Genomic DNA, 25,018 nt, shown 5'->3' with positions numbered 1-25,018 from the left:
GTCGTTACACTCCTAACCAGGTCGGGAAGCGCAGATGCCGCCGAGCGACGTCGACGATCTGCGCGTCGCACTTCGCCGCCCAGACCGCGAGCAGATGGCCGACCAGCCAGAGCACGAGGCCGACGGCCCAGAGGCGGAGGCCCAGGCCGACCGCGGCGGCGAGCGTGCCGTTTGCGATGGCGACCGCGCGCGGCGCGCCGCCGAGCAGGATCGGCTCGGCGAGCGCCCGGTGAACGGGAGCATAAAAGCCAGGGAAGTCCGCACCGTCCTGCATCAGACCAGGGCTTCGCCGCCGAACGAGAAGAAGGACAGGAAGAAGCTCGACGCGGCGAAGGCGATCGACAGACCGAAGACGATCTGCACCAGCCGGCGAAAGCCGCCCGAGGTGTCGCCGAAGGCGAGCGTCAAGCCGGTAATGATAATGATGATCACGCCGACGATCTTGGCGACGGGTCCTTCGATCGACTCCAGGATCGACTGGAGCGGCGCCTCCCAGGGCATGCCCGAGCCGGCGGCGTGGGCGGGATCGGCGGCGAGGAGGAATCCGACGGCGAAGGCGCCGAGATAGTATGGCCAGCGCGGATAGAGGGTCGATGTTCTGATCACTGGAGGTCTCCCTTCTGAGGGCTGAGAAGAGGCTGGAGGGCGTAGTCGCCTTGGGCGTCGAGGCCGGCAACGCGGGCGAGCTCGGCGAGGCGGCGATCGGGTCCGCGCCCCGAGAGGACGGCGATGAGGTCGATCGTCTCGGCGACCAGCGCCCGCGGAACGGTGACGACGGCTTCCTGGATGAGCTGTTCGAGGCGGCGCAGCGCGCCGATGGCGCTGCCGGCGTGGATCGTGCCGACGCCGCCGGGATGGCCGGTGCCCCAGGCTTTCAATAGGTCGAGCGCCTCGGGGCCGCGCACCTCGCCGATCGGGATGCGGTCGGGTCTGAGCCGCAGCGAGGAGCGCACGAGATCGGAGAGCGAGGCGACGCCATCCTTGGTTCGGAGCGCCACGAGGTTCGGCGTGAGGCACTGGAGCTCGCGCGTGTCCTCGATCAGGACGACGCGGTCGGAGGCCTTCGCGACTTCGGCGAGCAGCGCATTCGTCAGCGTCGTCTTGCCGGTCGAAGTGCCGCCGGCGACGAGGATGTTGGCGCGGGCCGCGACCGCCTCGCGCAGCGCCTCGGCCGCGCCCGCGTCCATGATCCCGGCAGCGACATAGTCATCCAGCGTGAACACCGCGACGGCGGGCTTGCGAATCGCGAAGGCGGGTGCGGCGACGACCGGCGGCAGCAGGCCCTCGAACCGCTCCCCCGTCCCGGGCAGCTCGGCCGAGACGCGCGGGGCGCCGGCATGGACCTCGGCGCCGACGTGGTGCGCGACCAGCCGAATAATTCGTTCGCCGTCCGCCGCCGAGAGACGCTCTCCCGTGTCGGCGAGCCCGGCGCTCAACTGGTCCACCCAGAGCCGGCCGTCGGGGTTGAGCATCACCTCGACGACGGCCGGGTCCTCTAGCCAGGCGGCGACATTCGGTCCGAGGGCGGTCCGAAGCATGCGGGAGCCGCGCTCGATCGCTTCGGATTTGAGAGAGTGGACGGTCATTCGCGGCCCCACATCTGGTTACGGGGTCGATCAAGAAGACCGTTATCTGGCGATCAGCAACAGTGTTGACGGCGTAGTAGCGGAGGAGCGTAGAACGGCAGGGAAAAGGATCAGTCGGGTTCGGCGACTCCGACTCCACGACCCGCGGCGTCGACGTCGATTGAGACTTCCTTCGTCAGCGTACTGCCTTTGGCGAGTCGCCGTCCGAGCGCCTCGACGAAGCCTTCGTAACGCTCGCGGCCTTTTGCCTGCGCCGCATCGCGCATCGTGTCGGGCAGCGGCGGCGTGGTGGTGAGCCAGAACTTCACGAACAGCGCCAGCGCTTCGGCGGCGATGGTCTGGTCGCGTTCGAGCCGTTCCATCGCGCGCGTCAGCCGGTCGAGGCGACGCACGATCGCCGCCTCGCGCTGATCGGCGGCGTCGGGCGACAGGAAAGCGGCGAGCGCCACCTCCACGATCTGCGACTTCGACACCTTTCGCCGCGCGGCCAACGCTTCCAGCTCCGCCGACAGCGCCGGGTCGAAATAGACGTTGAGTCGATCCTTCCTCATTTCGGATTTCCTCAGAGCTCGATCCCGTCACCGGGATCGAGCGCGACCTGGCGCGCGACGCTTCGGAACCGGCCCTGCATCTGCCGCGCCCGTCCGGCATCGTCGTCGGCATCGTCATCGAGTGCAGCGAACTCTTCTCGCACGGGCGACGGCTCCGGCGCGATATCCTCGTGCTCGGGCAGCGCCGGTTCGCGGCGCACGCCGCCATCGCCATCCACAGCCTCGGCGGCGGACTCCTTTCGCGGTGGGGCCGGCGCAGCGATCGGCGGACGGGCGCTCCAGTCGTCGGTGCTTGCTGCAACGTCACTCGACGCTTGCGAGCTGGCGGGCTTCGGCGGCGCGAGAATGCGCGCCTTGAGCTGCCGGTCCTCGTAATAGCGCGCCTTCTTGGCGCGGATCGGGGGCGCGCCGGAGACGAGAACGATCTCGTCAGCGGACGGCAGCTGCATCATCTCGCCGGGAGTCAACAGCGGCCGCGCCGTCTCCTGCCGCGAGACCATGAGGTGTCCGAGCCAAGGGCTGAGCCTGTGGCCGGCATAGTTCTTCATCGCCCGCATCTCGGTCGCGGTGCCAAGGGCGTCGGAGACGCGCTTGGCCGTCCGCTCGTCATTGGTCGCGAAAGCAACGCGGACATGGCAGTTGTCGAGGATGGCGTTGTTCTGGCCGTAAGCCTTTTCGATTTGGTTGAGCGACTGGGCGATCAGGAACGCCTTGAGGCCGTAGCCCGCCATGAAGGCGAGCTGGCTCTCGAAGAAGTCCAGCCGGCCGAGCGCCGGGAACTCGTCGAGCATGAGGAGCAGCCGGTGACGCTGATCGACATTCCCGAGCTCCTCCGTCAGCCGGCGGCCGATCTGGTTGAGCACGAGCCGGACGAGCGGCTTGGTGCGTGAGATGTCCGACGGTGGCACGACGAGATAGAGCGTCACCGGTCGCTCGCTCGAGACCAGGTCGTCGATCCGCCAGTCGCAACGGCTGGTCACCTTCGCGACGACGGGATCGCGGTAGAGCCCGAGGAAGCTCATGGCGGTCGAGAGCACGCCCGAGCGCTCGTTCTCCGACTTGTTGAGGAGCTCCCGTGCGGCTTGAGCAACGACGGGGTGCGGCGTCTGCCCGAGGTGCGGCGTGCGCATCATCGCCGCGAGCGTCGCCTCGATCGGGCGCTTCGGGTCGGACAGAAAGGCGGCGACGCCAGCGAGAGTCTTGTCGACCTCTGCGTAGAGAACGTGGAGGATCGCGCCGACGAGGAGCGAATGGGACGTCTTCTCCCAATGGTTCCGCCGTTCGAGCAGGCCTTCCGGATCCACTAGGATGTCGGCGACGTTCTGCACGTCGCGCACCTCACTGTCGCTGCGGCGAACCTCGAGCAGCGGATTGTAGGCGGCGCTCGCCAGATCGGTCGGATCGAAAATCAGCACGCGGCTGAAGTGCGACCGCCAACCGGCGGTGAGCTGCCAGTTCTCGCCTTTGATGTCGTGGACAATCGCCGAGCCCGGCCAGGTGAGCAGGCTCGGGACGACGAGGCCGACGCCCTTTCCCGAACGCGTCGGCGCGAAGCAGAGCACGTGCTCGGGTCCGTGATGGCGCAGATAGCGTTCCTCGAACCGGCCGAGCACGACGCCGTCGTCGCCAAGCAGTCCGCTCGTCGCCACGTCCTTCCGCTCCGCCCAGCGCGCCGAGCCGTACGTGGAGACCTCGCGCGCCTCCCGGGCGCGCAGCACCGACAGGAAGATGGCGACCGCGATCGAGACGAGCCCGCCCGACGCGGAGATGATCGCGCCTTCGATGAAAATCCGCGGCGCGTAGGCGTCGTACCAGTACCACCAAAGGAAGAAGTTCGGCGGCGCATAGACCGGCCAGCCGAAGAGCTCGGCCACCGGAGGCCCAAGCTGAGGCTGGAAGCCGAGCCGCCAAGCCGTCCACTGGGTCGCCGCCCAGACGAAGAGGAGGGCAATAGACGAGACGATGACGATCTGGCCCCAGAGAATCTTCGTGACCGGCGATCGATGGGCATTCTGCTGCATGTCGTTCTCCCTCAGATCCCGAGGCCGCGCTTGCGCCCGAAGGACCAATCGATCCCGCCGCCGGGCGTTACCGTGCCCGCCACCGTCTGGCCGAGATGCTTCTCGAGCTGCGGCTTCCACGGGACGAGCTCGAAGCCCAGCCCGTCGTCGAGCATGGCGAATCTTCCCGAGGCAAGATCGAGGCGCTGGCGGTAGACGCCGGCGACGCTCTCGCCCTCGGCCGGCTGGCGGCGCGACAGGCCCACCTCCGATTCGAGTTTTGCCGCGGTCGCATCGAGCTCGCGCGTGCGGAGCGTCGTGAGGAGGTCGCGGGCGAACACGATGCGCTGGCCTCGCCGCGTCGCCAGCCCTTCCGCGGCCAAATGATCGGCGCGGCGCTCCAGCGCGCCTTGCACTTCGGCGCCGAAGCCGCCGGCCGCGAGCGGCGCTCCGTCGCTGGCGAGCTGCAGCCGGTCGAGCCAGGTCGCGCCGTCGGCCCCGATCTGCGCTTCCAGCGACAGGTCCGAGCGGCCGACCAAAGCGACGCGCTGCTTTCCGCCTTCACGCGGGCTCCAGACCCGCGTCTCGACAATGCCTCCCGCCGGCGTGTCGCCTGTGGCCTCTATGTCCGCGAAGCGGAGGTGATGAACCCGTCCGTCGACCGCATCGATAACGGCATAGGCTTCGCCGCTCAGCTCGTTATGGAATCCCCGCTCGGCGAGGCGTCCGAGGATCGGCTGGGACGGGACTGCCTCGATGGCGAAGTCGGCATGCGCGCGTTCCAAACCGCCGGCCATAGCGCGGTGCATCGTCTTGATGATGTCGCCGCGCACGGCGAGTTCGCGCAGCGTCTCCTCAGCGCCGGGCCGCAGCGACCAGACCGCCGGCGCTTGACGTTCGGCGAGGCCGAGCCGCTCCAGCGTCTGCGCGCGGCCGATCATTAGGCGGCGAAGCTCTGGATCGTGCGGCTCGGGCGAGCCGGGCCGCAGGTCGGCAAGGCCCGCGCCGTCGTCGGCGAGCGAGCACAGCGCGCGGTCGAGACCGGTCCAGCGCTCGGCCCTGACCTCCGCCTCCAGGCCGGCGGCGATTTCCCGCTCGCTGCGCGGACCGAGCTCGAGCCCGACCAGCTCCTCGGCGCGGCCGCGAAGCCCGCGGCTGATATAGTCGCGCGAGATGACGAGGTCCTTGCCGTCATCGGCCTTGCCGCGGACGAGCACATGGACGTGCGGGTTGTCGGTGTTCCAATGATCGACGGCGGCCCAGTCGAGCTTCGTGCCGAGGTCGCGCTCGGCCTGAGCCATGAGGTCGCGGGTGAAGGCGCGCAGATCCTGCATATGTTCCGCGTCTTCCGGTGAGACGATGAAGCGGAAGTGGTGCCGATCGTCCTCGCACGTGGAAGCGAAGTCGCGTTCCTCGACGCCGTCCCGGTCCGGTCCGAACATCGCCGCCTCGCGGCCGTCGCGGGTGACGCCGTCGCGTTTGAGATAGGCGATATGCTTGGCGAGCGGCGCGGAGCGGAAGCGCTGGCCGCGATGGCGCACGACGCGCGCCTTCACGAGGACGCGCCGCTGCGAGCGGGAGAGCCCGCGCGCCACGCCGACGAAGCGGCCGCGCCCGAAGCGTGAGTTGCTGCCGTGGTGTCGCGGCCCGCTGAAGCGGTAACCCGTGTGGCCCGCCTTCTTCGCCGCGCGCATGACGTGGCCCACAAAGCTCTGAGCCTTCCGGCCACGCGTTCCGCGATTGCGGATGCGGCCGGGCCGGATGCGCAGGTCGTTGTCGCGCTCGCTCACGCCGTTCTCCCGCCGCGAAGAAAAGCGGCACGGTGAAAAGTGCTCGAAAACAGATGGGTGAGAGCAGTCATGGCACTGCGGCGCTTCGTGCGGCGGGTGAAAAGATCAACAACAACAACGCCGTAGCGCAGATCTGCGCGCGGCCTTTTATCTCGCCGTCCTTCCGTTGTTCCTCTGCGCGCCTCCTGCACTCCCGCAAAACTCACGAAAGAGCACGACCGAACGCGACATGCTGCGAACGGGCGAATCATTGCCGTTCTCCGGCTCGCGGTCGGGTGAACAGGCCATTTGGCTGTGCTGGATTGCGCGGAAGTTCGGCCTCGCCCTGAGCGGCTGACTGTTCTGGACCCGCCGCTTCGATGGTCGCTGAAGCGGCACCGCGACCGCGCTCGCTGCGCATCACGAACAGCGGCGAGTCGCGCCAATCGGTGACCGTGTTGTTGCCGTCAGTGCGCATCGGTGCTGCGAGCGGAGCGCCGATCAGCGGCGCAAGCTTGGCGAGATAGGCGCGGGTTTCGCGCGGCAGCGGGCGTCCGGTGGCGAGGTGCTCGGCGTAGCGCGCCGGCCCTGCATTGTAGGCCGCGAGGAAGCCGGGCGCGCCGAACCGGTCGAACATGGCGCGCAGGTAGGCGGCGCCCGCCAGCACGTTGTCGCGCATGTCGAACGGGTCGATGCCGAGTCCGTGACGCGCGCGAAGCTCGCGCCAGGTCGCCGGCATGATCTGCATCAGGCCCATCGCACCGGCGCGGCTGACGGCGCGCGGATTCCCGGCGCTCTCAACCCACATCACGGCCCGTATCCAGCGCTCCGGAATGCCGAACCGCGCCGCGGCTTCGGCGATGTAGATGTCGATCGGCTGCGCATCGGTGACACCGACGTGGTCTCGAACGGCGGGTGCCGACGACTGCGCGAGCGCCGGCACGGGTGCAAGGGCGGCGCACGCCGCGAGCACCATCCCGGTCGCAACGGCGACTCTTGAGCGACGGCCGGAAAGCGGAGGGAGCGGCATCGGATCAGCCCTCCCGCGTCCAGACGGGCGTCGCCCGGCCGATGATCGTGTCGGTGTCGAGCGGACCGAAATACCGCCCGTCGAGGCTCGCCGGCGCGTCCGGATTTAGGAAGAAGACCTCACCGTCGCGAAGCCGCTTGCAGCCCTGCCAAACAGGGAGCGGACGGCCGAGCCGGTCGCGCTCGCGCGCCTCGGCGACCGGTTTTCCGTCGATCCAGATGCCCGTACCATCACGGCAGACCTTAGTGCCCGGCAGCGCGGCGATATACTTCAGAAGGGGCGTGTCCGGACCGAGATAGCCGTTCCGGACGAGCCATCCTGCGAGCGACGGCGGCGGCTGCACGGCGACGAGCTCGCCGACTTGCGGGTCGTCGAGCGGAGTCATCAGATAGAAGCCGATCGGCACGCTCGCCGAGGCGTTCCAGACGACGATCGGGTCGCTTCGGACAACGGCCGAGACGCCGATCAGAACGAGTGCCGCGCCGGCGGCGAGGAGCTTCGGGCGCGCGCGGATCATGCGCCCAGCTCCCTGCGCTTCAGCCAGGCGTCGTGCCGAAGCTCGGTATAGGCGCGCGGGCCGAGGCCGGTCGTCAGCCGGTTATGAACATGCCGCCAATGGTCGGGACAGACCGCCTCCGGCGCGAGCCCGAGCGCCTCGACCTGGTCGATGGCGAGCAGCGCCGCCTCGACCTTCGGCCAGCCGGAGAGCCGCAGCAGCACCTCGCCGCCTGGCGTGACGTGTGGAACCGTCGAGCGGGCCTCGCCGGGGCTGACAGCGCGCAGAACGTCGATCCGACTTTCGACCGTGCCGTAGTCGTTCGCCGACCAGCGGACGAAGGCGAAGACGGCGCCCGGATCGAACGCGACCGTGCGCTCGCGGCGGCTTCGGATCGTCTCCTGGATGATGCGGCCGAAGCGAATCCAGCGCTCGATCCGGCCCTCGATCCACAGAAGATCGACTGTGGTACGGGCGCTCATGAGCGGCTCTTGTCGGCGTAGGCCGGCGAGACCGCCGCGTGCCGCTTGGCGGGCAGCACCGTGTCGCCGGTGTCGTCCGAGGTCGATGATTTCTCGCCGCGGCCGACCCAGGACTGCAGGTCCTCAATAGCGTAGACGACGCGGCCGCCGATCTTGGAATAGCGCGGGCCAGTGCCGTAGGTGCGGTGCTTCTCAAGCGTCCGGCCCGACAGGCCGAGGAAGCGGGCGGCTTCGGGAGTTCTGAGGTAGCGCGGTGGGAGACCGGCGTTGGGGTCGGGCATGAGTAGCGCCTCCGGTGGCTTTGTCCCGCTGCGGACTGCGGCGGGTTGTCGGAGGCGATCAAAGCGGAGAAGCGCGGCCGGGAGGGATGACGATCAGCCAAAGACGGAAACGTCACCCCGAACGAGGCTTGGAGCTGCCGCGTCGAGCGAGGAGGCTAGAACAGAATTTCGTCGTCGCGGCCGGTCGTCTCACGTTCGCGCGCGGCCTCTATACGCTCGATGAAGGCGAGCGAGGCAAGCACGCAATCGATGATGAACTGCGCTTCGGAGACGGGGAGAAGCTCATTGTCGTGCGCGAACGAGCGCTTGTTGCGGGCCTGATTCAACCCCTCGAAAAGCTTGTGCTGTACGCGGAGCGTCGGCAGCGCGAACTCGCTGACCGCGCCTTCGTCGCGCAGCGCTTTGCCGAAAGTCCCGAAGATTGCGTGCAGCGGCGTCGTGGCGTCGACTGGCTGATTGCGCGATGCGAGCAGGTCGCGAAACCGTTTCACGCAATACGTATGCACCCGGTCCAGTGCGACATCGGGCTTTTCGGCGACGAGATCGGCGGCGATCGAGGCGCGAAGCTTTGGCAGCGTGGTGTCGCGCGAGAAGTCCTTGAGGGCGTCGTCGAGGTTCATCGACGAGGCGTTTTCCAGCTCGTGCGTGAACTGCTCAAGCCAAGCCTCGAGGCGCGCTTCTTCGCTCGGATCGGTCTCGGCGTAACCGTTCAAGGCACGGCGATACTGCCATAGCGCGCGCAAGATCTGCGCAACGAGGCGCGGTTCAGCAGCCTCGACGAAGCCCCTCAGCGTTTTCCCCTTGCTCGAACCTTCCATTTGGAAGCGCTCTTGGAAGATGCTGAGGCCGAAATTTTCATCGAACCATTCGGCCATCGTACGGTCGGAAAAGTCGAGAACGAAGCCGCCTCCGCTGTGGAATATCTGATCGAAAACCGCTCGCTGGTTGAAGGGTAAGCGGCGTGATCGACCCATGATCTTTGGAGGATGACTCTCTATCGGAGTGGCCGTCTGCGTCATCCTAGGGACATAAGGGAGACGAGTTAAAGGTTGCAACGATCGGAACAGGCCGGCGTGGTCAACGCAACTTTCCCTGCAAGAGGTGACGGTAACCTCTGTCGATCAGCATACGGCCATGCGCGGCGAGACGCGCGACCTGAGCCTTGAGCGCGCTCGTCTTCCAATGCTCCTTTGCGACCCGGCGCTCGCCAAAGTATGCAACCGCGATGTCGCGATAGCTCGCGCCCTGACGCCGCGCATCAATCGTCCGCAGAGCCCGCTTCAGACGCTCGCGGCGCTGCGGCGTAATCGGAGCTGGAACAGAGCGGCCGGCGAACTGATGCCGCAGACGCTCGGCGGCGGCGAGCCGTACGGACCAAGCTTCGTCGAATGGGAGCAGCACGCCGACCGCCGAACTGTCGGGTATGGATCCGTCGGCGACGACGGCGCCGTCCTTCAGCCGCAGCCAGACGACGCCCGCTGTGTCTCGGCGCGACGAAACCGGAAGCGCGGCGAGCGCAACGGATTTGACGCCGATGTCCGGCAGCCGTGCGATCAAACTGACTGCGGCAGGCGCCTCGGACGGCAGCCAGAAGACGGGAGCGTTCGGCGCTTCGAGTTCCGGATCAACCGGGAAATCGCAACGCCCATGTTGCGGGGTCTCCGCCGCCGCTCCTCATCCCGGCGTAGCCTGATTGATAAGTGTCATTGCGTCTCAGGCACTCCCAGGCGAGTCCAGAGATGTCGAGACCGTCGAAATGATCGTAGCCGTGGTCGTCGCGCCAATCCTTCGGCATGGCCGTTCTCCTCACAAACGGGCGCCGAACACACGCAGGCGCTCGCATTTGAGAAGTTTCGCTTGACGGTTGCGCTTGCATAGTCCGCGCGAGCGCATCGTGTGATGCGCGGAACGCATCACCGTGCCGGCGCGTCTTCCGGCAAGCCGCGCCGCAATAGATCGCGATAGCCGTGCTCGGTCATCCAGCGGGCGCGGCCGAGATGGCTTTCGTGGACGGCTTTCGCGCGCGCCGGCTCGGCGTCGGCGTCGATGCCGAACAGGATGGCGGATACTTCGACCAAGGATGCACCGTCGCTCTCGGCGTCGAGGAGGCGCATGTAGAGCTTCAGATGATCGCGGTCGTAGACGGTTACGCGGTCTTCCGCGGGCGGAGCCTCGGCGATGGACACTTTGGAAGGGTTGGACATCCTGACATCCTGCCGGGCGATTCGCCCGTTAACCATAGAATGAGCCCGCCGGATAACGGACGCAAGCGCCGTCCGGTTGCGGCCGGGGTGCGGCTCGCGCCGCGTATTATAATGCGTCGCATCAAAATACGCGATACGCATTCATCCCGCGGATGGACATCCGCAAGGTATTTGGCAGTAATCTCAAGTTTTATCGAGAGAAGGCAGGGCTCAGTCAGCAGGCGCTCGCCGCCGAGATGGGCGTCGACCGCGCGCACGTGTCCCTCATGGAGCGCGGCGAGCAGAATGTCACGATCGTGACGCTGTGGCACGTCGCGTTGGCGCTCGGCGTCAAGCCAGCGGCGCTCCTGGAAGATCAGGCGAGAAATTGATGTAGCAACGAAGCGGCCCCGCCCGGATCGTCTGGGCGGGGCGCTCGTTTGGCGTCAGTCGCCGTTCTGCCGGCGCGGCCGAGACCAGATGAGGCTGTAGCTCTCCTCGCCCTCGATGACGGTGTCGTCGAAGAGGTTGGCGTAGATCGGAGCGGTAAAGCTCGGATCGTCGAGCTTGAGGCTCAGATAGTCGCGGCCCTCGTTCGAGGTCTTGGACCAGGCGGCGCCGATCTCGGCGCGGCCGACGAAGACGCGGTGGGAAGGGGCGTTCTCGTTGCCGCCCGTCTCCTCGGGTACGATGCGGACGTTCTTCGCCTGCACGCTGAGGGTCACGATTTCGCCGGTGTACTCGCTGCCGGTCTTCTTGAATGTTCCGATGGTGGCCATGTCAGTTCTCCTTTTGGCTTCGAGCCCGCGCCCGTCGCGGCCTCGATGGCGATCGCAGAGGCCGGGGCGATCCGCCGACGCAGCCGCTTGCGGCCCGCAGCGAAGCGAAGGACGGCGGGACCGGGCTTTCTTGTTCCCGCGAGGAATGGCGGCGCAGCCGTCAGGGGAAGAAAGTTCGGAAACGCCGTTGCGGCCAAGGCGGTCGAGGCGAAGCCGACCCCGGCCAGATCAGCCCATGAGAGGCCGTGACGGACGCGGGCGACAGGCATGGGAGAAGAACTGACGCCCGCCCATCCGGGCCGGCAAGACCCCGGCAGCGTTCATCGGGCGAAGACAGGGAAAAGCGTGCAAAAGGGACGAAGTCGCATCGCTTGTGAGAAACGATGGCGAAGGCGTGAACCCCGCTCGCCTCCGCATCGACTCGGCAGCCTCCGTGTTTCGGCGGGCCTACCGCGCAGAACGATCGGTCACGACTCGAGCTTCATGCGCACTCCGAGGAAATCGCACCGGCACCCAACCGACGGCTCGACACCAATGGGGGGAGCCGATCAGCCGTCGTTGGCCGGACGAGCCGTGCTGAATGCTGGTGATGCTGTGAGCGCCTCCTCGTCCGGTCCGGCGAGGGCCGCTATCCGCGCCCATGCGGTGACGCCGATAACGAGTGCGCCGATGCCGGCGAAGACAAGCGTCCAGCTCTCGCCCGCGCCGCCGATCTCGGAGAGGCCCCTGACGGCGTGGAAACCGGCGACGCCGGCGGGAAGCGCGTAGACCGCGCCGATCGCAAGACGGATCGGCTGCGAGCGGATGGTAGCGAAGGCGATCTGACCGAGAACGAGGGTGACCGCGCCTGACATGAACGCGGCGACAAGTGCGGCGAGCAGTCCGGCTTCGGTGTCGTAGATATACATGCCGACCGTGACGGCGACGAAGAACGGAAGCGCGTAGACGGCCAGCGTGAACAACAAATACACGAGAAAGCCGAGGCCGAGGACGCTCAGGATGGCGGACAGGAACATTGCTGGTCTCCTTGTAGCGAGACGACGCGCCTCCACCACCGCCACGGCGCTATCGAATTATAGCGGAAAACGACCCGCGCCGGAATGCTCCGGCGCGGGAACAGGTGATGCGGAATGCGCATCGCGGGTCACGATGGACTCGTCTTGCGGCTGCGGAAGTCATAGAGAGGCACGCCCATCGCGCGCGCCTTGTCGGCGAGGTTGTCGGTGATGCCCGAGCCCGGGAAGACGATGAGTCCGATCGGCACGATGTCGAGCAGCTTGTCGTTACGCTTGAACGGGGCGGCCTTGCCGTGACGCGTCCAGTCGGGCTTGAAGACGATCTGCCGGCGTTTGCGATTGTCAGCCCAGCAGGCGGCGATCTTCTCGGCGCCCTTCGGCGAGCCGCCGTGGAGCAGCACCATGTCGGCGTGCTTTGCAAGCACCCGGTCGAGCGCGGCCCAGATGGCGGCGTGGTCGTTGCAGTCGAGGCCTCCGGCAAAGGCGATCTTCGGTCCCTCCGGCAGGAGCGGTTCGATCTCGGCGCGGCGCTTGGCGGCGAGGAAATCGCGGCTGTCGATCATCGCCGCGGTCATCGTGCGGCGGCTGACCTGTGAGCCGGAGTGCGGACGCCAGGTCTGGCCAAGGTGCGCCTCGAAGAGGTCGGCGGCGAGGTCGCGCGTGAGCTCGTAGGCGTTGCGCCGCTCGATCATGGTGACCCCTTGAGCGGTCAGCGTCTCCAATTCGACCGAGCGGACTTCGGAGCCGTCCTGTTGGCGCTGCGAGCGCTTCTGCGCCTGTTCGTTGTCGTCGAGCTCGCGGTCGACGCGAGCGGCCATGCGGTGGAAGATGTTGGTCGTCGACCAGAGCAAGTCCTCAAGATCGGGTTCGAGGCGAGTTTCCCCGAGCGTCGCCACGAAGGCGTCGAAGATGTCGGCGAGCGCGCCTTTGAGATGGTCGGCTTCGGGCAGCGGCCGCGGATCGGGCTCGTCGGCGAAAGGGCGGTAGCCGAAGAGCTGAAGTTCGTCGAGGATGAAAGCGGTCGATGAGCGTGTGTGCGGTTCGTCGTGGTGGTCGGTCATGGCGGGTCGTCTCCTGATCTCGAAGCCCGCGCCTCTCGCGGCCTTCATGGGCGACGAAGAGCGGGACCGGACCGGCTTGCACCGCCGCGCTCGTCGCGGCGGCCGGAGCGTCAGCGGAGGACGGCGGAGGCGGCGCTATTTTGCTTCGCGCTGCAAAGCCGGAGCTCTTCGGTCCGGCGGCGGAAAATAGCGCCGCCGCAGCTGTTGCCGGACCGGGCCGGTTCCGCTCCGATCGCCCCTTTCGGGAGGCCGAAGGCGCGGCTCGCGAGCCCGGAGACGGCTTGATGATTGGCGCTGCGGCGGAGCGTTCGCTGTGCGGTCAGCCTCCGGACGATGACAGCAGCCGTTCGACGTCCGCCGGTGCGAGTTGCGGCCGCAGATGCGCCCGGAGCTCGTCGGTCCCGAGCGCGCGGAGATCCTCGTTGAAGTCCCCGTGTCGCGGCGTGAGCCTGATCGCCTCGATCCCGTCGCCTTCGGCCCGGTCGGTGAGTTTATCCGACGCAAGGACGCCCGCCTCGTCGGCATCGACGGCGATGTAGAGGCGCTGAAGATCGGTCGGCAGGATCAGCGCCGCGAGGTGGTTCGCCGAGAGCGCCGCGATGACCGGCAGGTCGGGCAGCACCGTTCGCAACGAAAGCATGGTCTCGAGCCCTTCGCCGGCGGCGACAAGGTCGGAAGGTTTGCCGATCCGCACGCCGTGGCCGAGCAGGTTGCCCATCGCCTTGCGCGGCGGATCGAGGGGCGCCTTGCGTGCCGTCGCCGGATCGAGCCAGGTGCGATGCACGCCGGTAAGCGTGCCATCGAGGTCGGTGATCTTGGCGAGCAGCGCCGGCCAGGCTTCCGGGTCGGCGCCGTCGGGCCAGTCCTCGCGCCAGTAGTAGCAATGCGGATGGAAGCGGAGCGAAGGGACGTCGGAGACGCCGGTGATCCCCCGTCGCCCGAGATAGCGCTCCGCCAGCGTGCCCGCGATCGGACGACCCATGGCGAAAAGCCTTCGCGCCGCCTCCGGTGATCCGGTCGGCGCGGGCGATGAAATTTGCCGTGGCGGCGGCTCCGGCTGCGGCAGGCTGAGGAAGCGTCGCGCCTCGTCCAGCGCTTCGCCGAGCGAGCCGAGCCGCAGATTGGCGGCGATCAGATCGAGGAGGTCGCCATGCTCGCCGGTCGCGGCGTCGGTCCACTTTCCCGCCGCGCCGGGTCCGGAGGAAGACCCTGCAAGCCGCACATAGAGACTGCGCCCGGGCGTGTTGTCGGCGTCGCCGACGATCCAGTAGCGGCCCTGCTTGCGGCCGTTCGAAAGATAGTGGCGGCAGACCGCCTCGGCCTCGCGCCCGAGCCGGCGCGCGATTTCTCCTGCTGCGCTCTCCATACGCGTCTCCTTGGAACTTGCGTATGAAAAAGGGGCCTGCCGTGTTCGGCAGGCCCCAGGGGAGTCGGGGGAACCCCCCGTCACTCGGCCGCGGTGGCGAAGGCGGCGGCGACGGGCCAAGTATCGCCGGATCGGCCCGGATCGCCCATGGCCCGTTCGCCGCCGTTCGCCTGTCCCCGCGCGATCGGTGCCGGACCGGACGTTGCGGCGAACGGATCGACGCTGCGGTGGATCGGCTGGGCGCGGCCCATCCAGGGCTCGGGCCGGATGCAGCGCACCCAGTCGGCGAAGCTCGGGATGAAGCCGAAATCCTCGATGACGTGCTGCTCGCCGATCAGCCGCACCGGCACGACGCGGCCCGTCGAGAGCGTGATCGTCGCGCCGAAGAAGCGCTCCAGCATGAATAGGCCCTCTGCGTGATGGCGCAGCGCACGGTGCCGGAAGTCGGCGGTGATGCTCTTGCTTTCGTCGAACCAGTGATGGAGCGGCAGATAGTCGTCCGCCGTGCCGCCCCAGCGCTTCGCCGAGGAGAGCGCGTGATGATAGCAATGTCCCATCTCGCGCTCCCTCAGAATGCGTGCTCGTAGGACTCGTAGTCCTCGAAGCGCTGGTTGTATTCGAGGGCGATCGACCGCTCGGCGACGTCGAAGACGAAGGTGCCGAAGGCACCCTCGTTGTTCTCCCAACCGCCATGGGTCTGGGCGAGGCAGCCATAGGCCATGTGCTCGATCGCCTCGCGGACGCTCATCGCCCGTTCGGTTGGATCGGTATCGCGCCAACCGAGCGTGACGAGCGCGACGCTCGCGTCCGGCAGCTCGGCGTCGGCCTCGCCGGCCTTCGCGTCGATGCTCTCGATCTGGCCGCTGTCGCCATAGCCGTCGAACTCGACGGTGACTGTGGTGACGCCCGCTTCGGCGAGCGCGGCGAACAGCGCGGTCTTGTTGCGAGGGCGCAGCGCGTCGGCGGCCTCGGCGCGGACGCGCTGCTCGGCCTCAAATCTGGCGAAGTCGAAACTCAGTGTGGTGGTCTCGGTCATTGGTGATCTCCTTGAAAACGAAACGGACCCGGCGCGATGGCCGGGTCCGAAAGTTGGTTGAGGCGAAGCGGCTTATTCGGCGGCGACGGCTTCGGCCGGCTCGTAGACGATCTCCGGAGACTCGTCGGACGGCTCGCCCGTTTCCGGATCGGCCGTGGCCTCGGAGCTGTCCACCTCGTTCGCCGGTTCCTCCGCCACGTCGGGTTCAAGGCCCGAAGTGCGCAGCGGCTCGGGCAGCCAGCCCGTGCCGGCGAGCAACTCCTCGGCGGCCGCGACCATCTCGGGCTTTTTCAAGCCAGCGATCCGGTCGGCAGCCTCGTCGCCCTTCGCCTCGCGCACGGCTTCGAGGATGCGAGCCTTGGTGACGCGGGCGAGATAGCCGTCCGCCGTCGGGATCCAGCCCGCCGCCGCCATGTCGAGCCCGAGCACCGCCGCCAGCACGCCCGCATGGGCGAGCGCCCGCGGACGGCGGCTGTAGGGATCATGAACGCCGTTCACCGTCATCGCGACGCAATGGGCGAAGAGCGCCTCGCGGCTGTCGCCGTCCCACTCCGTAAGCGTGTCCCAGAGGTCTTCCGAAGCCTTGGGCAGCGCCTTGGCCCAGTTCTCCAGCCCTAGGTCGATCGACTGCGCGTATCGGGTGTCGCCGAGTCCCGGCGCGTGGCTGCCAAAGGCGGCGCTCCTCGGTTCGATCTCGACACAGGAGTCGAGCCCGTAGCGATAGAACAGCCGGAGCGTCATCGCGTGCAGCGCCGCGAGGAAGGCGGTCTGCGGGTCGCTGGCCAGCGCGTCGCGCAGGGCGAGCGTGCGATGCGCCGTCAGTTCGGTGATGAGACGGTCGGACAGCGGCTTGAGGCCGTCCTCCTCTTCTTCATCCGCATCCGGAGCGCCGAAATCCGCATCGCCGTTCGACGCGTCGGCGTCGTCCGCCGCCGGATCGGCCGTGTCGTCCTCCGATGCCTCCTCGGATTCCTCGACCGGCTCGTCCTCGGGGCGAACATAGCCGCGCTCGACGCGCAGCCGGCCCGATCCGTCGATGCTGACGAACGCGCCGCCGATGGCAAGCTCGTCTGGCTCGAACTTGATGGGCCGGACCTGCAGCGCCTCCATCGCCGTCTCGATCTCGCCGAGCCGGATGTCGATCTCCTCGGGGAGTTCGTCGGCTTCGGCGTGCTCCTCTTCGAGCTTGTCGTACTCAGCCTTCAGCGCCTCGTAACTGGCCTGCTCCTCCTCGCTCATCGGCTCGGTCTCGCCGACGAGGCGGCGCATTCCGTAGGTGTGGCCATACGGAAAGTCGGTCCCGACCTCGACCCACTTCCAGCCTTCGGCCTGGACCGCCCCGGCGTCCTCGTTCAGCTTCTCGGAGACCATGGTCTCGAGAAGCCCCGCATCCTGCAGCCAGCCGCCATCGTCGGACTGGAACAGGTCGCGCAGGATTTCGCCGCCGGCTTCGGCGTAGTTGCCCAAGCCCACGAACTGCGCCCGGCGATCGGAGGCGCGGACCGCGCCTTCGGTCAGCATGCGACGGATCTCATAAGGTTGGCGCGAGTAATGCCGCTTCAGCGCCTCCCAGACTTGGCTCTGACGCTCATGGTCGGGATTGACCGTGAAGGCCATGAGCTGGTCGAGGGTCAGTTCCTCTTGCGTATAGGCGTCGAGCAAGGAAGGCGCGACGGCGGCGAGCTTCAAGCGCTGCTTGACGACGCCGGTCGAGACGAAGAACGCCGCGGCGATCTCCTCCTCGGACTTGCCCCGCTCGCGCATCGCCTGGAAGGCGCGGAACTGGTCGAGCGGGTGCAGCGGCGCGCGCTGGACGTTCTCGGCGAGACTGTCCTCCTCGGCGAGCCCGTCGGTGCGCACGATGCAGGGCACGGGCGCGGTGCGGTTGAGGCGCTTCTGCTTCACCAGGAGTTCGAGTGCGCGGAAGCGGCGCCCGCCCGCCGGGATCTCGAACATGCCGGTCTCGGCGCCGCTCTCGTCCAGAACGGGCCGCACGGTCAGGCTCGCCAGCAGCGTGCGCCGGGCGATGTCCTCGGCGAGTTCCTCGATCGAGACGCCGGCCTTGACGCTCCGCACGTTCGCTTGGCTCAGGACCAGCTTGTTGAAGGGAATGTCGCGCGAGGCGCTGAGCGTGATCTTCTGTTGGGACTTCGTCATCGGTCTTCTCCGCGACGGGCGGCCGAGAGCCTCTCTCTCGACCTTCCAACCCGTCACGAAGGACGCGGCCCACCTCTCCCTCTGAGGAGTGGCGGGCCGCGCACCGGCGGATGAAGACGAAGCGCGGAGCTACGCCGCGCGCTCCAGCAGCTTCTTCGCCCGGCCTTCGAGGTCGAGGCGGGCGTCCTGCTGCGTCTTGTCGCGCGCGAGCGCGGTGATGCCCTGGACGAAGTCGAAGACGCTCTCCGGCTTCTTGCCCTCCTCGGCGAGGACGGTTTCGACGATCTTCGCGGTCTCCGCCTTGCCGAAGCCGCGCTTGCGCAGGAAGTCCGTGCGGTCCTCGTCGGTCCGCGCGACGATGCGCTCGCGCGCGGCGCGAATACCCTCGATGAACGGCGCCGGCGAGGAGTCGGCGAACCGGTTCAGCGCCGGTGCCGCCTCGTGCGCGAAGCGCGAGGCGGCGTATTTAGAATGCCGGATGCTGATCTCCTGAAAGTCCTCGACGCCCCAGAGATTGCGGTTCTGGCACACGGCGCGCAGATAGAAGCTGGCGATGCCGAGCGTCTTCGCGCCGACCTCGGAGTTCCAGCAGTAGAAGCCTCGGAAGTAGAGGTCGGGCGAGCCGTCCGGCAGCCGTCCCGCTTCGATCGGGTTCAGGTCGTCGACCAGGAACAGGAAGACGTCGCGGTCGGAGGCGTAAAGCGTGGTCGTGTCCTTGGTGATATCGACGTTGGGGTTATAGACGCCAGTGGACCAGTCGAGCACACCCGGCACCTTCCACCGCGTGTCGCCGGTGCCGTTCCCCGCGATGCGCTGCACGGCCGCGACCAGCTCGTGATCGTAGATGCGGCCGTAGTCCGGGCCGGTGACGGCGCGCAACTCCGTGCGCCCGTCCTCGGTCTCCAGCGTCTTGACCTGCTCGGCGCGGTGCGAGGTCAGACCGTATTGCAGATTGATGCCGGCGAGCGGCGCCGGAAGCTGGCGCAAGTAAGCCGCCGGCGCGCCGACCAGGCCCGCGAGCTGCCCGAAGCTCCAATGCGTCGGCGCGACCGGCCCGGCCGCGTCGGGCAGGACGAGCGCCAGCCGCTCGGCATTGTCGCGGCTGGCCTCGACACGGATCGCGGCGCTCTCGACCGTTCGGGTCCGGCTGCGCTCGGCGCGGCCCTTCACGGAGGCGAAGAGCTCCGACAGCGACAGGTACTTTTCGTCGTCGGGCCGCGAGAACCATTCCGAGGACACGCGGCCGTCATGGCCGCCGCGCGACACGTCCACCTTGTAGCCGTCGCCCGCGTCGCGCCGGCCGTCCAGAATCTCGATGTTCGTCATGACTGATCTCCGTGACGGGCGGCCGAGAGCCTCTCTCTCGACCTCCAAACCCGTCACGGCGACAGCCGCCCGGCTCTATCTCTGGGGCCCAAAACCACCTGCAGGCGCGATTGCGAAAAAGCGGGGCCGATCAGACGGCACGGCGCTCGCGACGCTTGCGCGCTTTCATTGTGACCGGGTCATCGACCGCCATTAAGACGTTAGGTGACGCTGAAGATCTTTACGCCGGCCTGTTCCAGCAGCTTGTACAAGGTGACAATCTTCTTGCGCGTGCCGCGCCGCGCGCAATAGGTGAAGACGACGCGCTGCTTGGCGCGCGTGAAGGCCACGAAGAAGCCTGCCGTGGCCTCTACCTGATCGTTCGCGAAGCTCCACCAGGCACCGTCGTCGAGCCCGACGAAGATGACGGTGTGATATTCGAGGCCCTTGCTTTTGTGGATCGTCATCAGTGGAATGGCCTGAAGGCCTTCGTAGCCGTCGAGCGCCGCAATCCAGTCGGTAGCGCCTGACGCCGAGCGCTGGAGGTGGATCGCCGCTGAATCGAGAACTTTGTCCAGCCATCCGCCTTGCGCATAGGCCGGATGCGCCGCCAGCAGCCGCTCGCGGCCGACGAAGCCCAGCACGTCGTCAACGATCGCGCGGGCCAACGACTCCGTCGCAGGCGGCGCCGAATAGTCGCCGCGCAGGCGCGAAGCATAGCTGTCGAGCTCTTTTGCGAAGCGTGCCTGTCCGGCTTCGTCGTCCGGCCCGATGCCGCGCAGCGCGCCCAAGGCCTCCTGGCACTCGGCCCAGTGCCGGCCGGCGCGGGGCGACATGGCGAGCCGCAGCACGCAGATGAGCAGGCCGGACACCTCCTCCGCCAGCAACTCCTGCAGCATGAGGGCGCCGGCTTGGCCGGCCTCGTTGCGCAAGGGAATGCCCGCCGCTGCGAAGGCGGGCTCCAGCACCTCCGCGTAGTCGCCGGCCTTCTGGCGCACCAGCAGCACGAGGTCGCGCGGGCCGAGCCTATGCGCAGTCATTTCGGCGCGGACGAACGCGGCGAGCTTCTCGGCCTCGCGCTCCGGCGAGGTGAAGTCCCAAATCGCGCAGCTGTCGCCGGGCACGGAGGTCGTGACCTTGGACACCGGCCTCACCGACTTCGCGTCGAGCGCCTGGGCAAGCACATGCTGGATGCGCACCAGCTCGGGCGATGAACGATAGTTGTTATAGAGCGGCGTAGACTCGGCGGCGAAGTCGGCGGCGAGCTCCGCGAAAGGATCGTCCATGGCCATCGCCCAGCGCATGATCTGCTGCTTGTTATCGCCGACCGCGGTGATGATCGTATCGGCGCCTACAAAGATCGTCTTCACGAGGTCGTATTGAACCTGCGTGGTGTCCTGGAACTCGTCCATGAACAGATGCGAGTAGGTCAGGCGCAGGGCGTCGCGCGCCATCGGATTGAGCCTCAGGATGAGCTCGGCGAGCCGGCCGATCATCGGGAAGGACAGGTGACTCTTGGCCGTGCCGCGCAGCGAAGACCGCCAGAATTGCTCGGCCGCCCATTGCCCGGGCGTTGGCCGAGGCCAGCCCTCGACCGGAAGCGGCGCGCCTAAGAGGAGGACGCGCTCGAAGCGCTTGACGCTGATCGCCTGGATGTCGGCGTAGGTGCCGACCGACGCCGGCGGCGCGCCCAGCTCCTGGGTGAGGAAGCCGCGATACATCCCGTCGTTCGGCAGCATCACCTCATAATCGGGCGACGGTCGCCACCGGGTCGGCAGTGCCTGGCCGAACCGATCGACGAGGCCCTTGGCGAAGGCGTCGAAGGTCATCGAGTCGAAGCGGCCGGCGTGCTGGCGATGGCAGCGCTTCCTGACGCGGGCGGCGAGGTTGGTTGCGGCGTCGCGCTTGAAGCTGATCGCGAGGATACGACGGGGAGAGGGAGCGGCGCCGGTCTGGAGGAGGAACGCCGCCCGCTGCGCGAGCAGTTCCGTCTTGCCCGCGCCCGGACCGGCGATGACAGAGCGGTTGTTGGTCGAGCGCACCACCGCGAGGGCGTTCGCTTCCAGCGCCTCGACGCCGATCGGCGCCCAATCCTCGGGCCGCACGCGTCGCGCCAGCACGCCCATGTCAGTCGCGCCTCAAACTGTTGGCGATGTGCGACAGCAGCTCGGCGAGGACTGGCGGCATGCCAGACTTGAGAGCGGCCGACTTGATGTGGGTGAGCGCGGCCAGATGGGTCGCGGGCTTGCTCTGGGTCAGAAAGTGGTACCGGTAGGCCGGGAAGAGGGGCGGGTGGTCCTTGTAAGGTCCGGTGTAGAGCGTGAGGCCGGGGCCGGAGGTCCCGAGCACGGCTTCCGCCGCCTTGTCGGCCGCCATCCTGGGGCCGCCCCCGGTCGGGATCGTCGTCTGATAGGCGGTGGGAAAGGCGGACAGCATCGCGAGGTCGAGATCGAGCGGCTCTGAGAAATAGACGCCGTGCTTCTTCAGGCAGTCGATCCAGCCGCGCAGGATCTTCCGGTCCTCGGCATCCTGCCACGTGTGCATCTGAGCAAACTCAGCGTCGGTGAGCACGCCCTTATCGGTTTTCAGAAGCACCGCCTTTGGTGCGCCGAGCGCGATGAGGTTCTCGATTGCGGTCTTGATGCGTCCGAAGCCCGCGCCGGCGCGCCCGAGGTCGAGATCGAGAAGCGTCGCATAGGGGATCTCGAGCTGTGCGAGCAGTCGCCAGAAATGCTGCACATGCCGGCCGCCGAGCGGCACGATCGCCACGAAGGCCGGGTCGATCAGCAGGTCGAGCGCCTCGGCGAGCCGAGGCAGCACGACCCGCTCGGAATCGCCTTCGACCAAGAGGACGAAGCGCGCGAAATAGAGTTCGGGATAGGCGAGCATGGCGCCGCGCACGAACTTGGCGTCCTCGCCCAACCCTGTCGGCAGCTTGAGCTTCGTGACCGCGGATATGCGGGTCTTGGGATCGCAGCGGCAGTAACGGACCTCGACCGGCTTCACCCGGCTCAGCACCGCGGGCGAGTGGCTCGTCACGAGCGCCTGGGCGCTGCCTTCTTCAGTGAGCGAGCGGACCTGACGGATGATCCGCGCGAGGAAGTAGGGCGAGAGATGGTTCTCGGGTTCCTCCAGCGCGAAGACCGACAAGGCCGGAATGCGAAGCTGGTCCTTGTGGAAACCCTTCACCTTTCCGGTCGCGACCTCGCGCTCCATGTCGAAGACCGCCGCGGCGAGCGCGAAATAGAACAGCGACTGCTGCCCGTCGCTCAGGGCGTCGAGTCCGCGTTCGTGTCCGTCCGGACCCTGTTCGAAGATGACGGCGATCTTGCCCACCACCTCTTCGAAGCGCCGGCTGACCAGGCTAAGGCGGGGCCTGGTGTCGACGACTTCGTCGTGCAGCGTCGACCAGCGCTTGCGCAGGGCCTTGCCGATCGCTGTGATCGCGGCTTCGCCCTCGAAGGCGTCGGCCAAGCTCTCGGTCGCTTTGTCGACCGTCTCGCGCGCGGCGTCCGACCACTCGATCGCGCGCAGCAACCGCGCCGCGAGCGCTCCGGCCGTCGCTCGGACCTGGGCGCCGGCGTCGCGGCTCGCCGGGGTGTAGTAGAGCTGAATGAAGCCGCGGTCCGCCGCCGGCACAGGATGCTTCTTGTCGGCGTCCGGCGTCGCCTCGAGCGTGTCGACCCAGAACAGGTCCTGAGAGACTTCGCCCTCGACCGTGCCGTCATCCTCCCACCGCGCCTCGAGACGCATCCGGCAGACGGGCGGCTTGTCCTCGCGGGTGAGCAGCATGTGCCGGAACGAGGGCGCGACCGTCTCCGGCGTTGCCGTGCCGTCCATGAGCTCGGGAAGCGAGATCAGGACATCGACGAAAAGCTCCTTCGGCTCGCGGTCGTCGGGATTCGCGTCGGCGGCCACATGGAAGTCTGACCGCACGATGGTCCGCTGCGCCCGGCTGACGCCGAACAGCTTGGAGAGCGCGTGGAGAAGCGCCGTCTTGCCGGCCGCGTTGGGACCTACGACGGCCGTGATTTCGGCGGCGAGCGCCGCCTTGATCGGCTCCGGACCGAAACAGCGGAAATTCGAGAGAGTGACGCTTTCAAGACGCAAAGGAGGTGTCCCGGCTGAGATAGAAACGAGATCGCAGCGCAGGGCGGCGATTGCGATGGACCGGCGGTGCAGACAAGGCGCGGCGCACCGGCAGGCGCCGCCAACGTGTGACGTTCTCGCGTCTCGGCGAAGATGCCGGGAGCGAGAACGCAGGGGTCTTCAGGTACAGTGATCGATTCATCGCGCGCTCTCTGCGCTCTGCAAGCCGAAGAGCTCGTGGACCGAGATGTGCGGGCGACCGGTTTCCGCGGCGCGCCGCACCTTGCGCTCGAGCACGTCGCGCAGCGGGATCTGACGATCGAGCGCATCGTGCAGGTCGCGGCCATCCGCACAGATCGGGCGTTTTCCCGATCCGAAGGCCGTGAGCCCTTCGGCGGTGAAGCCGTGATAGCTGACGAAGAGCCCGCGCGCCCAGGCGGCCTTCTGCTCGAGCTTTCCGTGGAAAGCATGGAGGTCTGCGACCCCGGTCGGGATGGCATGCCATTTCGCTTCGAGGAGATAGGTTTCGTGGCCGAGCAGGAAGCTGCCATCGATCTGCTCGCCGACGTTGCGAAAGGGATCGCGCGCCTTCAGCCCCGCCGCATCGAAGCAGCGCTTCAGGAAGGCCTCGAAGGCATAGCCTCGCTCCTGGGGCGGGAGCGTGCGGACCCGACCGATATCGTCGCGGAGGGCAGCGAGCAAGCGCCAGTCGGTGGCCGGGCGAGGCGCAACGCCGGCGCCGTGCAATTCCGCGTCGCCCATCCTGGCGATCAGCGAAAGCAACCGGCCTTCCGCATTCGGCACCGGGTCGGTCTGGCCGGTGCGGGCCAAGAACTCGGCGCGATGCTCCCAGAGGGCGCGCAGGGTGCGGATCACCGTCGCGTCATCCACCACCTGCAGGAAGCAAGTGCAGGCGCTTGCCTTTGGACCCGCCCTGGCGGGCGTAGGCCGGATCGTCGATATCGATGTCGAGTTCGCTTGCGAAAAAGGCGGCGAAGCTGGAATCGGAAAAGTCGAGCACGTAGCCCCGGCCCCGGATAAAATCCACGAGGTCGTCGACGAATCTCAAATCGATGGAGCGGATCGAGCTAATGGGAAGTCCTCGTTTGGTCAGCGAACTGGATAGTGTCGCGCTTGAAGGTCATGTCTAAAGGATTGCAAGTATGTGTTAAGCCGACGGGGATCGCGGTGGCGCGAGTCCATTGACTTCTTCGCCGGCGCGGGTGGGATGGACGGGAGGCGACTTGACCGAGGGGACGCCACAGCGCGTCAGCGCAAGCTTCGAGGCGGCCGATGACCTGCTCTGGCAGGCGGTGGCCGGTCGCCTGCCGAAGCTCGGCCAGATCGTGCTGACCCGTTCCGGCCGGATCGGGCCGTTGGTCGAGCTCGCGATGGCCGCCGCCGCCGTTCCGGCCGCCTATCGGACCGTCACTGTTGAACCGCCGGTCTTTCACCAAGTCGAACGCGCGCTGCGGGACGGGACCATCAGCGGCGCGGGTGCGCGTGACCGCGCCGGGGTATTTCCGCTGTCGCGCCTTGATGCAGATGGCGACGAAGCGGTGCAACTCGCTTGGGATCAATGGGCCAAACATGCCGAGAATGCCGCCGTCGCTGCCGGGTTGGCGAAGGGTCTGGTCGGCGGGCTGATGGGCGCGCTCGGCGAGCTGCAGGACAATGTCTTCGAGCATAGCGGTCAGCCGACGAGCGGTGTCGTCGCCTATGCCGCGAGCGACGGCGCCTTCGAGTTTGTCGTCGCCGATGCCGGTCGCGGCGTGCTGGCGAGCCTGCGCGAGAATCCCGAGTTCTCTGGCCTCGCCGATTCGGGGGCGGC

The 25,018-nt window shown here is 67.5% G+C and carries 27 protein-coding genes; 1 reads left to right on the top strand and 26 read right to left on the bottom strand.

Features of this window, described 5'->3' with window-relative positions; genetic code table 11:
• Positions 1 to 4: 4 nt before the first annotated feature.
• The 14 genes from AAFN89_RS01840 to AAFN89_RS01775 all read right to left on the bottom strand — a co-directional run bounded on the left by AAFN89_RS01840 (position 5) and on the right by AAFN89_RS01775 (position 10,399).
• On the bottom strand, positions 5 to 274 hold the full coding sequence (locus AAFN89_RS01840) for a VirB3 family type IV secretion system protein (RefSeq protein ID WP_347535291.1): 270 nt from the start codon (positions 272 to 274) through the stop codon (positions 5 to 7).
• Entirely contained in the window at positions 274 to 606 is a 333-nt protein-coding gene (locus AAFN89_RS01835; protein WP_347535289.1) for a TrbC/VirB2 family protein, read from the bottom strand. Before AAFN89_RS01835 ends, AAFN89_RS01840 begins: the two co-directional genes overlap by 1 nt.
• A complete protein-coding gene (gene trbB / locus AAFN89_RS01830) occupies positions 603 to 1,586 on the bottom strand; it encodes a P-type conjugative transfer ATPase TrbB (protein WP_347535286.1) in 984 nt (327 codons plus the stop codon). The genes AAFN89_RS01835 and trbB overlap by 4 nt, the downstream gene beginning before the upstream one ends.
• A 110-nt stretch (positions 1,587 to 1,696) precedes the next feature.
• Entirely contained in the window at positions 1,697 to 2,137 is a 441-nt protein-coding gene (locus AAFN89_RS01825; RefSeq protein WP_347535284.1) for a CopG family transcriptional regulator, read from the bottom strand.
• Positions 2,138 to 2,148: 11 nt separating this feature from the next.
• Positions 2,149 to 4,158: a conjugal transfer protein TraG gene (locus AAFN89_RS01820; RefSeq protein ID WP_347535282.1), complete on the bottom strand. Its 2,010-nt coding sequence runs from the start codon at positions 4,156 to 4,158 to the stop codon at positions 2,149 to 2,151.
• A gap of 11 nt (positions 4,159 to 4,169) precedes the next feature.
• The gene (locus AAFN89_RS01815) at positions 4,170 to 5,927 is read right to left on the bottom strand and encodes a DUF3363 domain-containing protein (RefSeq protein ID WP_347535280.1); all 1,758 of its coding nucleotides are present in this window, start codon (positions 5,925 to 5,927) and stop codon (positions 4,170 to 4,172) included.
• Between the two features lie 247 nt (positions 5,928 to 6,174).
• On the bottom strand, positions 6,175 to 6,936 hold the full coding sequence (locus tag AAFN89_RS01810) for a lytic transglycosylase domain-containing protein (RefSeq protein ID WP_347535278.1): 762 nt from the start codon (positions 6,934 to 6,936) through the stop codon (positions 6,175 to 6,177).
• A 4-nt stretch (positions 6,937 to 6,940) separates the two neighbouring features.
• On the bottom strand, positions 6,941 to 7,453 hold the full coding sequence (locus AAFN89_RS01805) for a S26 family signal peptidase (protein ID WP_347535276.1): 513 nt from the start codon (positions 7,451 to 7,453) through the stop codon (positions 6,941 to 6,943).
• Entirely contained in the window at positions 7,450 to 7,914 is a 465-nt protein-coding gene (locus AAFN89_RS01800) for a DUF2840 domain-containing protein (RefSeq protein WP_347535274.1), read from the bottom strand. The genes AAFN89_RS01805 and AAFN89_RS01800 overlap by 4 nt, the downstream gene beginning before the upstream one ends.
• Positions 7,911 to 8,195, bottom strand: coding sequence for a helix-turn-helix domain-containing protein (locus AAFN89_RS01795; RefSeq protein ID WP_347535272.1), 285 nt, complete (start codon positions 8,193 to 8,195; stop codon positions 7,911 to 7,913). Before AAFN89_RS01795 ends, AAFN89_RS01800 begins: the two co-directional genes overlap by 4 nt.
• Before the next feature lie 155 nt (positions 8,196 to 8,350).
• Positions 8,351 to 9,214, bottom strand: a complete 864-nt coding sequence (locus tag AAFN89_RS01790; protein WP_347535270.1) for a hypothetical protein — start codon at positions 9,212 to 9,214, stop codon at positions 8,351 to 8,353.
• Positions 9,215 to 9,272: 58 nt separating this feature from the next.
• Positions 9,273 to 9,752, bottom strand: coding sequence for a DUF2285 domain-containing protein (locus tag AAFN89_RS01785; RefSeq protein ID WP_347535268.1), 480 nt, complete (start codon positions 9,750 to 9,752; stop codon positions 9,273 to 9,275).
• 67 nt (positions 9,753 to 9,819) lie between these two features.
• Positions 9,820 to 9,990: a DUF6499 domain-containing protein gene (locus tag AAFN89_RS01780; RefSeq protein WP_347535266.1), complete on the bottom strand. Its 171-nt coding sequence runs from the start codon at positions 9,988 to 9,990 to the stop codon at positions 9,820 to 9,822.
• 118 nt (positions 9,991 to 10,108) lie between these two features.
• On the bottom strand, positions 10,109 to 10,399 hold the full coding sequence (locus tag AAFN89_RS01775; RefSeq protein WP_347535264.1) for a DUF2285 domain-containing protein: 291 nt from the start codon (positions 10,397 to 10,399) through the stop codon (positions 10,109 to 10,111).
• A gap of 152 nt (positions 10,400 to 10,551) precedes the next feature.
• Between AAFN89_RS01775 and AAFN89_RS01770 the strand changes: the two genes are divergently transcribed.
• Positions 10,552 to 10,770 carry a helix-turn-helix transcriptional regulator gene (locus AAFN89_RS01770; RefSeq protein WP_347535262.1) on the top strand — a complete coding sequence of 73 codons (219 nt, stop codon included), beginning with the start codon at positions 10,552 to 10,554 and terminating at the stop codon, positions 10,768 to 10,770.
• 54 nt (positions 10,771 to 10,824) lie between these two features.
• Here the strand turns inward: AAFN89_RS01770 and AAFN89_RS01765 are convergent, their stop codons facing one another.
• The 12 genes from AAFN89_RS01765 to AAFN89_RS01710 all read right to left on the bottom strand — a co-directional run bounded on the left by AAFN89_RS01765 (position 10,825) and on the right by AAFN89_RS01710 (position 24,256).
• A complete protein-coding gene (locus AAFN89_RS01765; protein WP_347535260.1) occupies positions 10,825 to 11,157 on the bottom strand; it encodes a DUF736 domain-containing protein in 333 nt (110 codons plus the stop codon).
• Positions 11,158 to 11,705: 548 nt separating this feature from the next.
• The gene (locus AAFN89_RS01760; RefSeq protein ID WP_347535258.1) at positions 11,706 to 12,173 is read right to left on the bottom strand and encodes a hypothetical protein; all 468 of its coding nucleotides are present in this window, start codon (positions 12,171 to 12,173) and stop codon (positions 11,706 to 11,708) included.
• A 128-nt stretch (positions 12,174 to 12,301) separates the two neighbouring features.
• Complete coding sequence (locus AAFN89_RS01755) at positions 12,302 to 13,234, bottom strand: DUF2493 domain-containing protein (RefSeq protein ID WP_347535256.1); 933 nt, start codon at positions 13,232 to 13,234, stop codon at positions 12,302 to 12,304.
• A 319-nt stretch (positions 13,235 to 13,553) separates the two neighbouring features.
• A complete protein-coding gene (locus AAFN89_RS01750; RefSeq protein ID WP_347535254.1) occupies positions 13,554 to 14,600 on the bottom strand; it encodes a toprim domain-containing protein in 1,047 nt (348 codons plus the stop codon).
• Positions 14,601 to 14,680: 80 nt separating this feature from the next.
• Positions 14,681 to 15,157: a hypothetical protein gene (locus tag AAFN89_RS01745; protein ID WP_347535252.1), complete on the bottom strand. Its 477-nt coding sequence runs from the start codon at positions 15,155 to 15,157 to the stop codon at positions 14,681 to 14,683.
• 11 nt (positions 15,158 to 15,168) lie between these two features.
• Positions 15,169 to 15,636 (bottom strand): DUF6878 family protein, encoded by a 468-nt coding sequence (locus AAFN89_RS01740; protein ID WP_347535250.1) that lies wholly within the window; start codon positions 15,634 to 15,636, stop codon positions 15,169 to 15,171.
• 72 nt (positions 15,637 to 15,708) lie between these two features.
• Positions 15,709 to 17,793, bottom strand: a complete 2,085-nt coding sequence (locus AAFN89_RS01735) for a ParB/RepB/Spo0J family partition protein (RefSeq protein WP_347535248.1) — start codon at positions 17,791 to 17,793, stop codon at positions 15,709 to 15,711.
• 129 nt (positions 17,794 to 17,922) lie between these two features.
• Complete coding sequence (locus AAFN89_RS01730) at positions 17,923 to 19,119, bottom strand: DUF932 domain-containing protein (protein WP_347535246.1); 1,197 nt, start codon at positions 19,117 to 19,119, stop codon at positions 17,923 to 17,925.
• Positions 19,120 to 19,319: 200 nt separating this feature from the next.
• On the bottom strand, positions 19,320 to 21,224 hold the full coding sequence (locus tag AAFN89_RS01725) for an ATP-dependent helicase (protein WP_347535244.1): 1,905 nt from the start codon (positions 21,222 to 21,224) through the stop codon (positions 19,320 to 19,322).
• Between the two features lies 1 nt (position 21,225).
• Entirely contained in the window at positions 21,226 to 23,208 is a 1,983-nt protein-coding gene (locus AAFN89_RS01720) for an AAA family ATPase (RefSeq protein WP_347535242.1), read from the bottom strand.
• A 177-nt stretch (positions 23,209 to 23,385) separates the two neighbouring features.
• On the bottom strand, positions 23,386 to 24,063 hold the full coding sequence (locus tag AAFN89_RS01715; RefSeq protein ID WP_347535240.1) for a restriction endonuclease: 678 nt from the start codon (positions 24,061 to 24,063) through the stop codon (positions 23,386 to 23,388).
• Between the two features lie 7 nt (positions 24,064 to 24,070).
• A complete protein-coding gene (locus AAFN89_RS01710) occupies positions 24,071 to 24,256 on the bottom strand; it encodes a hypothetical protein (protein ID WP_347535238.1) in 186 nt (61 codons plus the stop codon).
• Positions 24,257 to 25,018: the final 762 nt, after the last annotated feature.

Origin of the sequence: Inquilinus sp. CAU 1745 (genome assembly GCF_039839375.1) — a bacterium.
GTDB lineage: Bacteria > Pseudomonadota > Alphaproteobacteria > DSM-16000 > Inquilinaceae > JBDOQU01.
The sequence above is the reverse complement of the archived record's forward strand: the minus strand, read 5'-3'. Positions and strand labels throughout refer to the sequence as shown.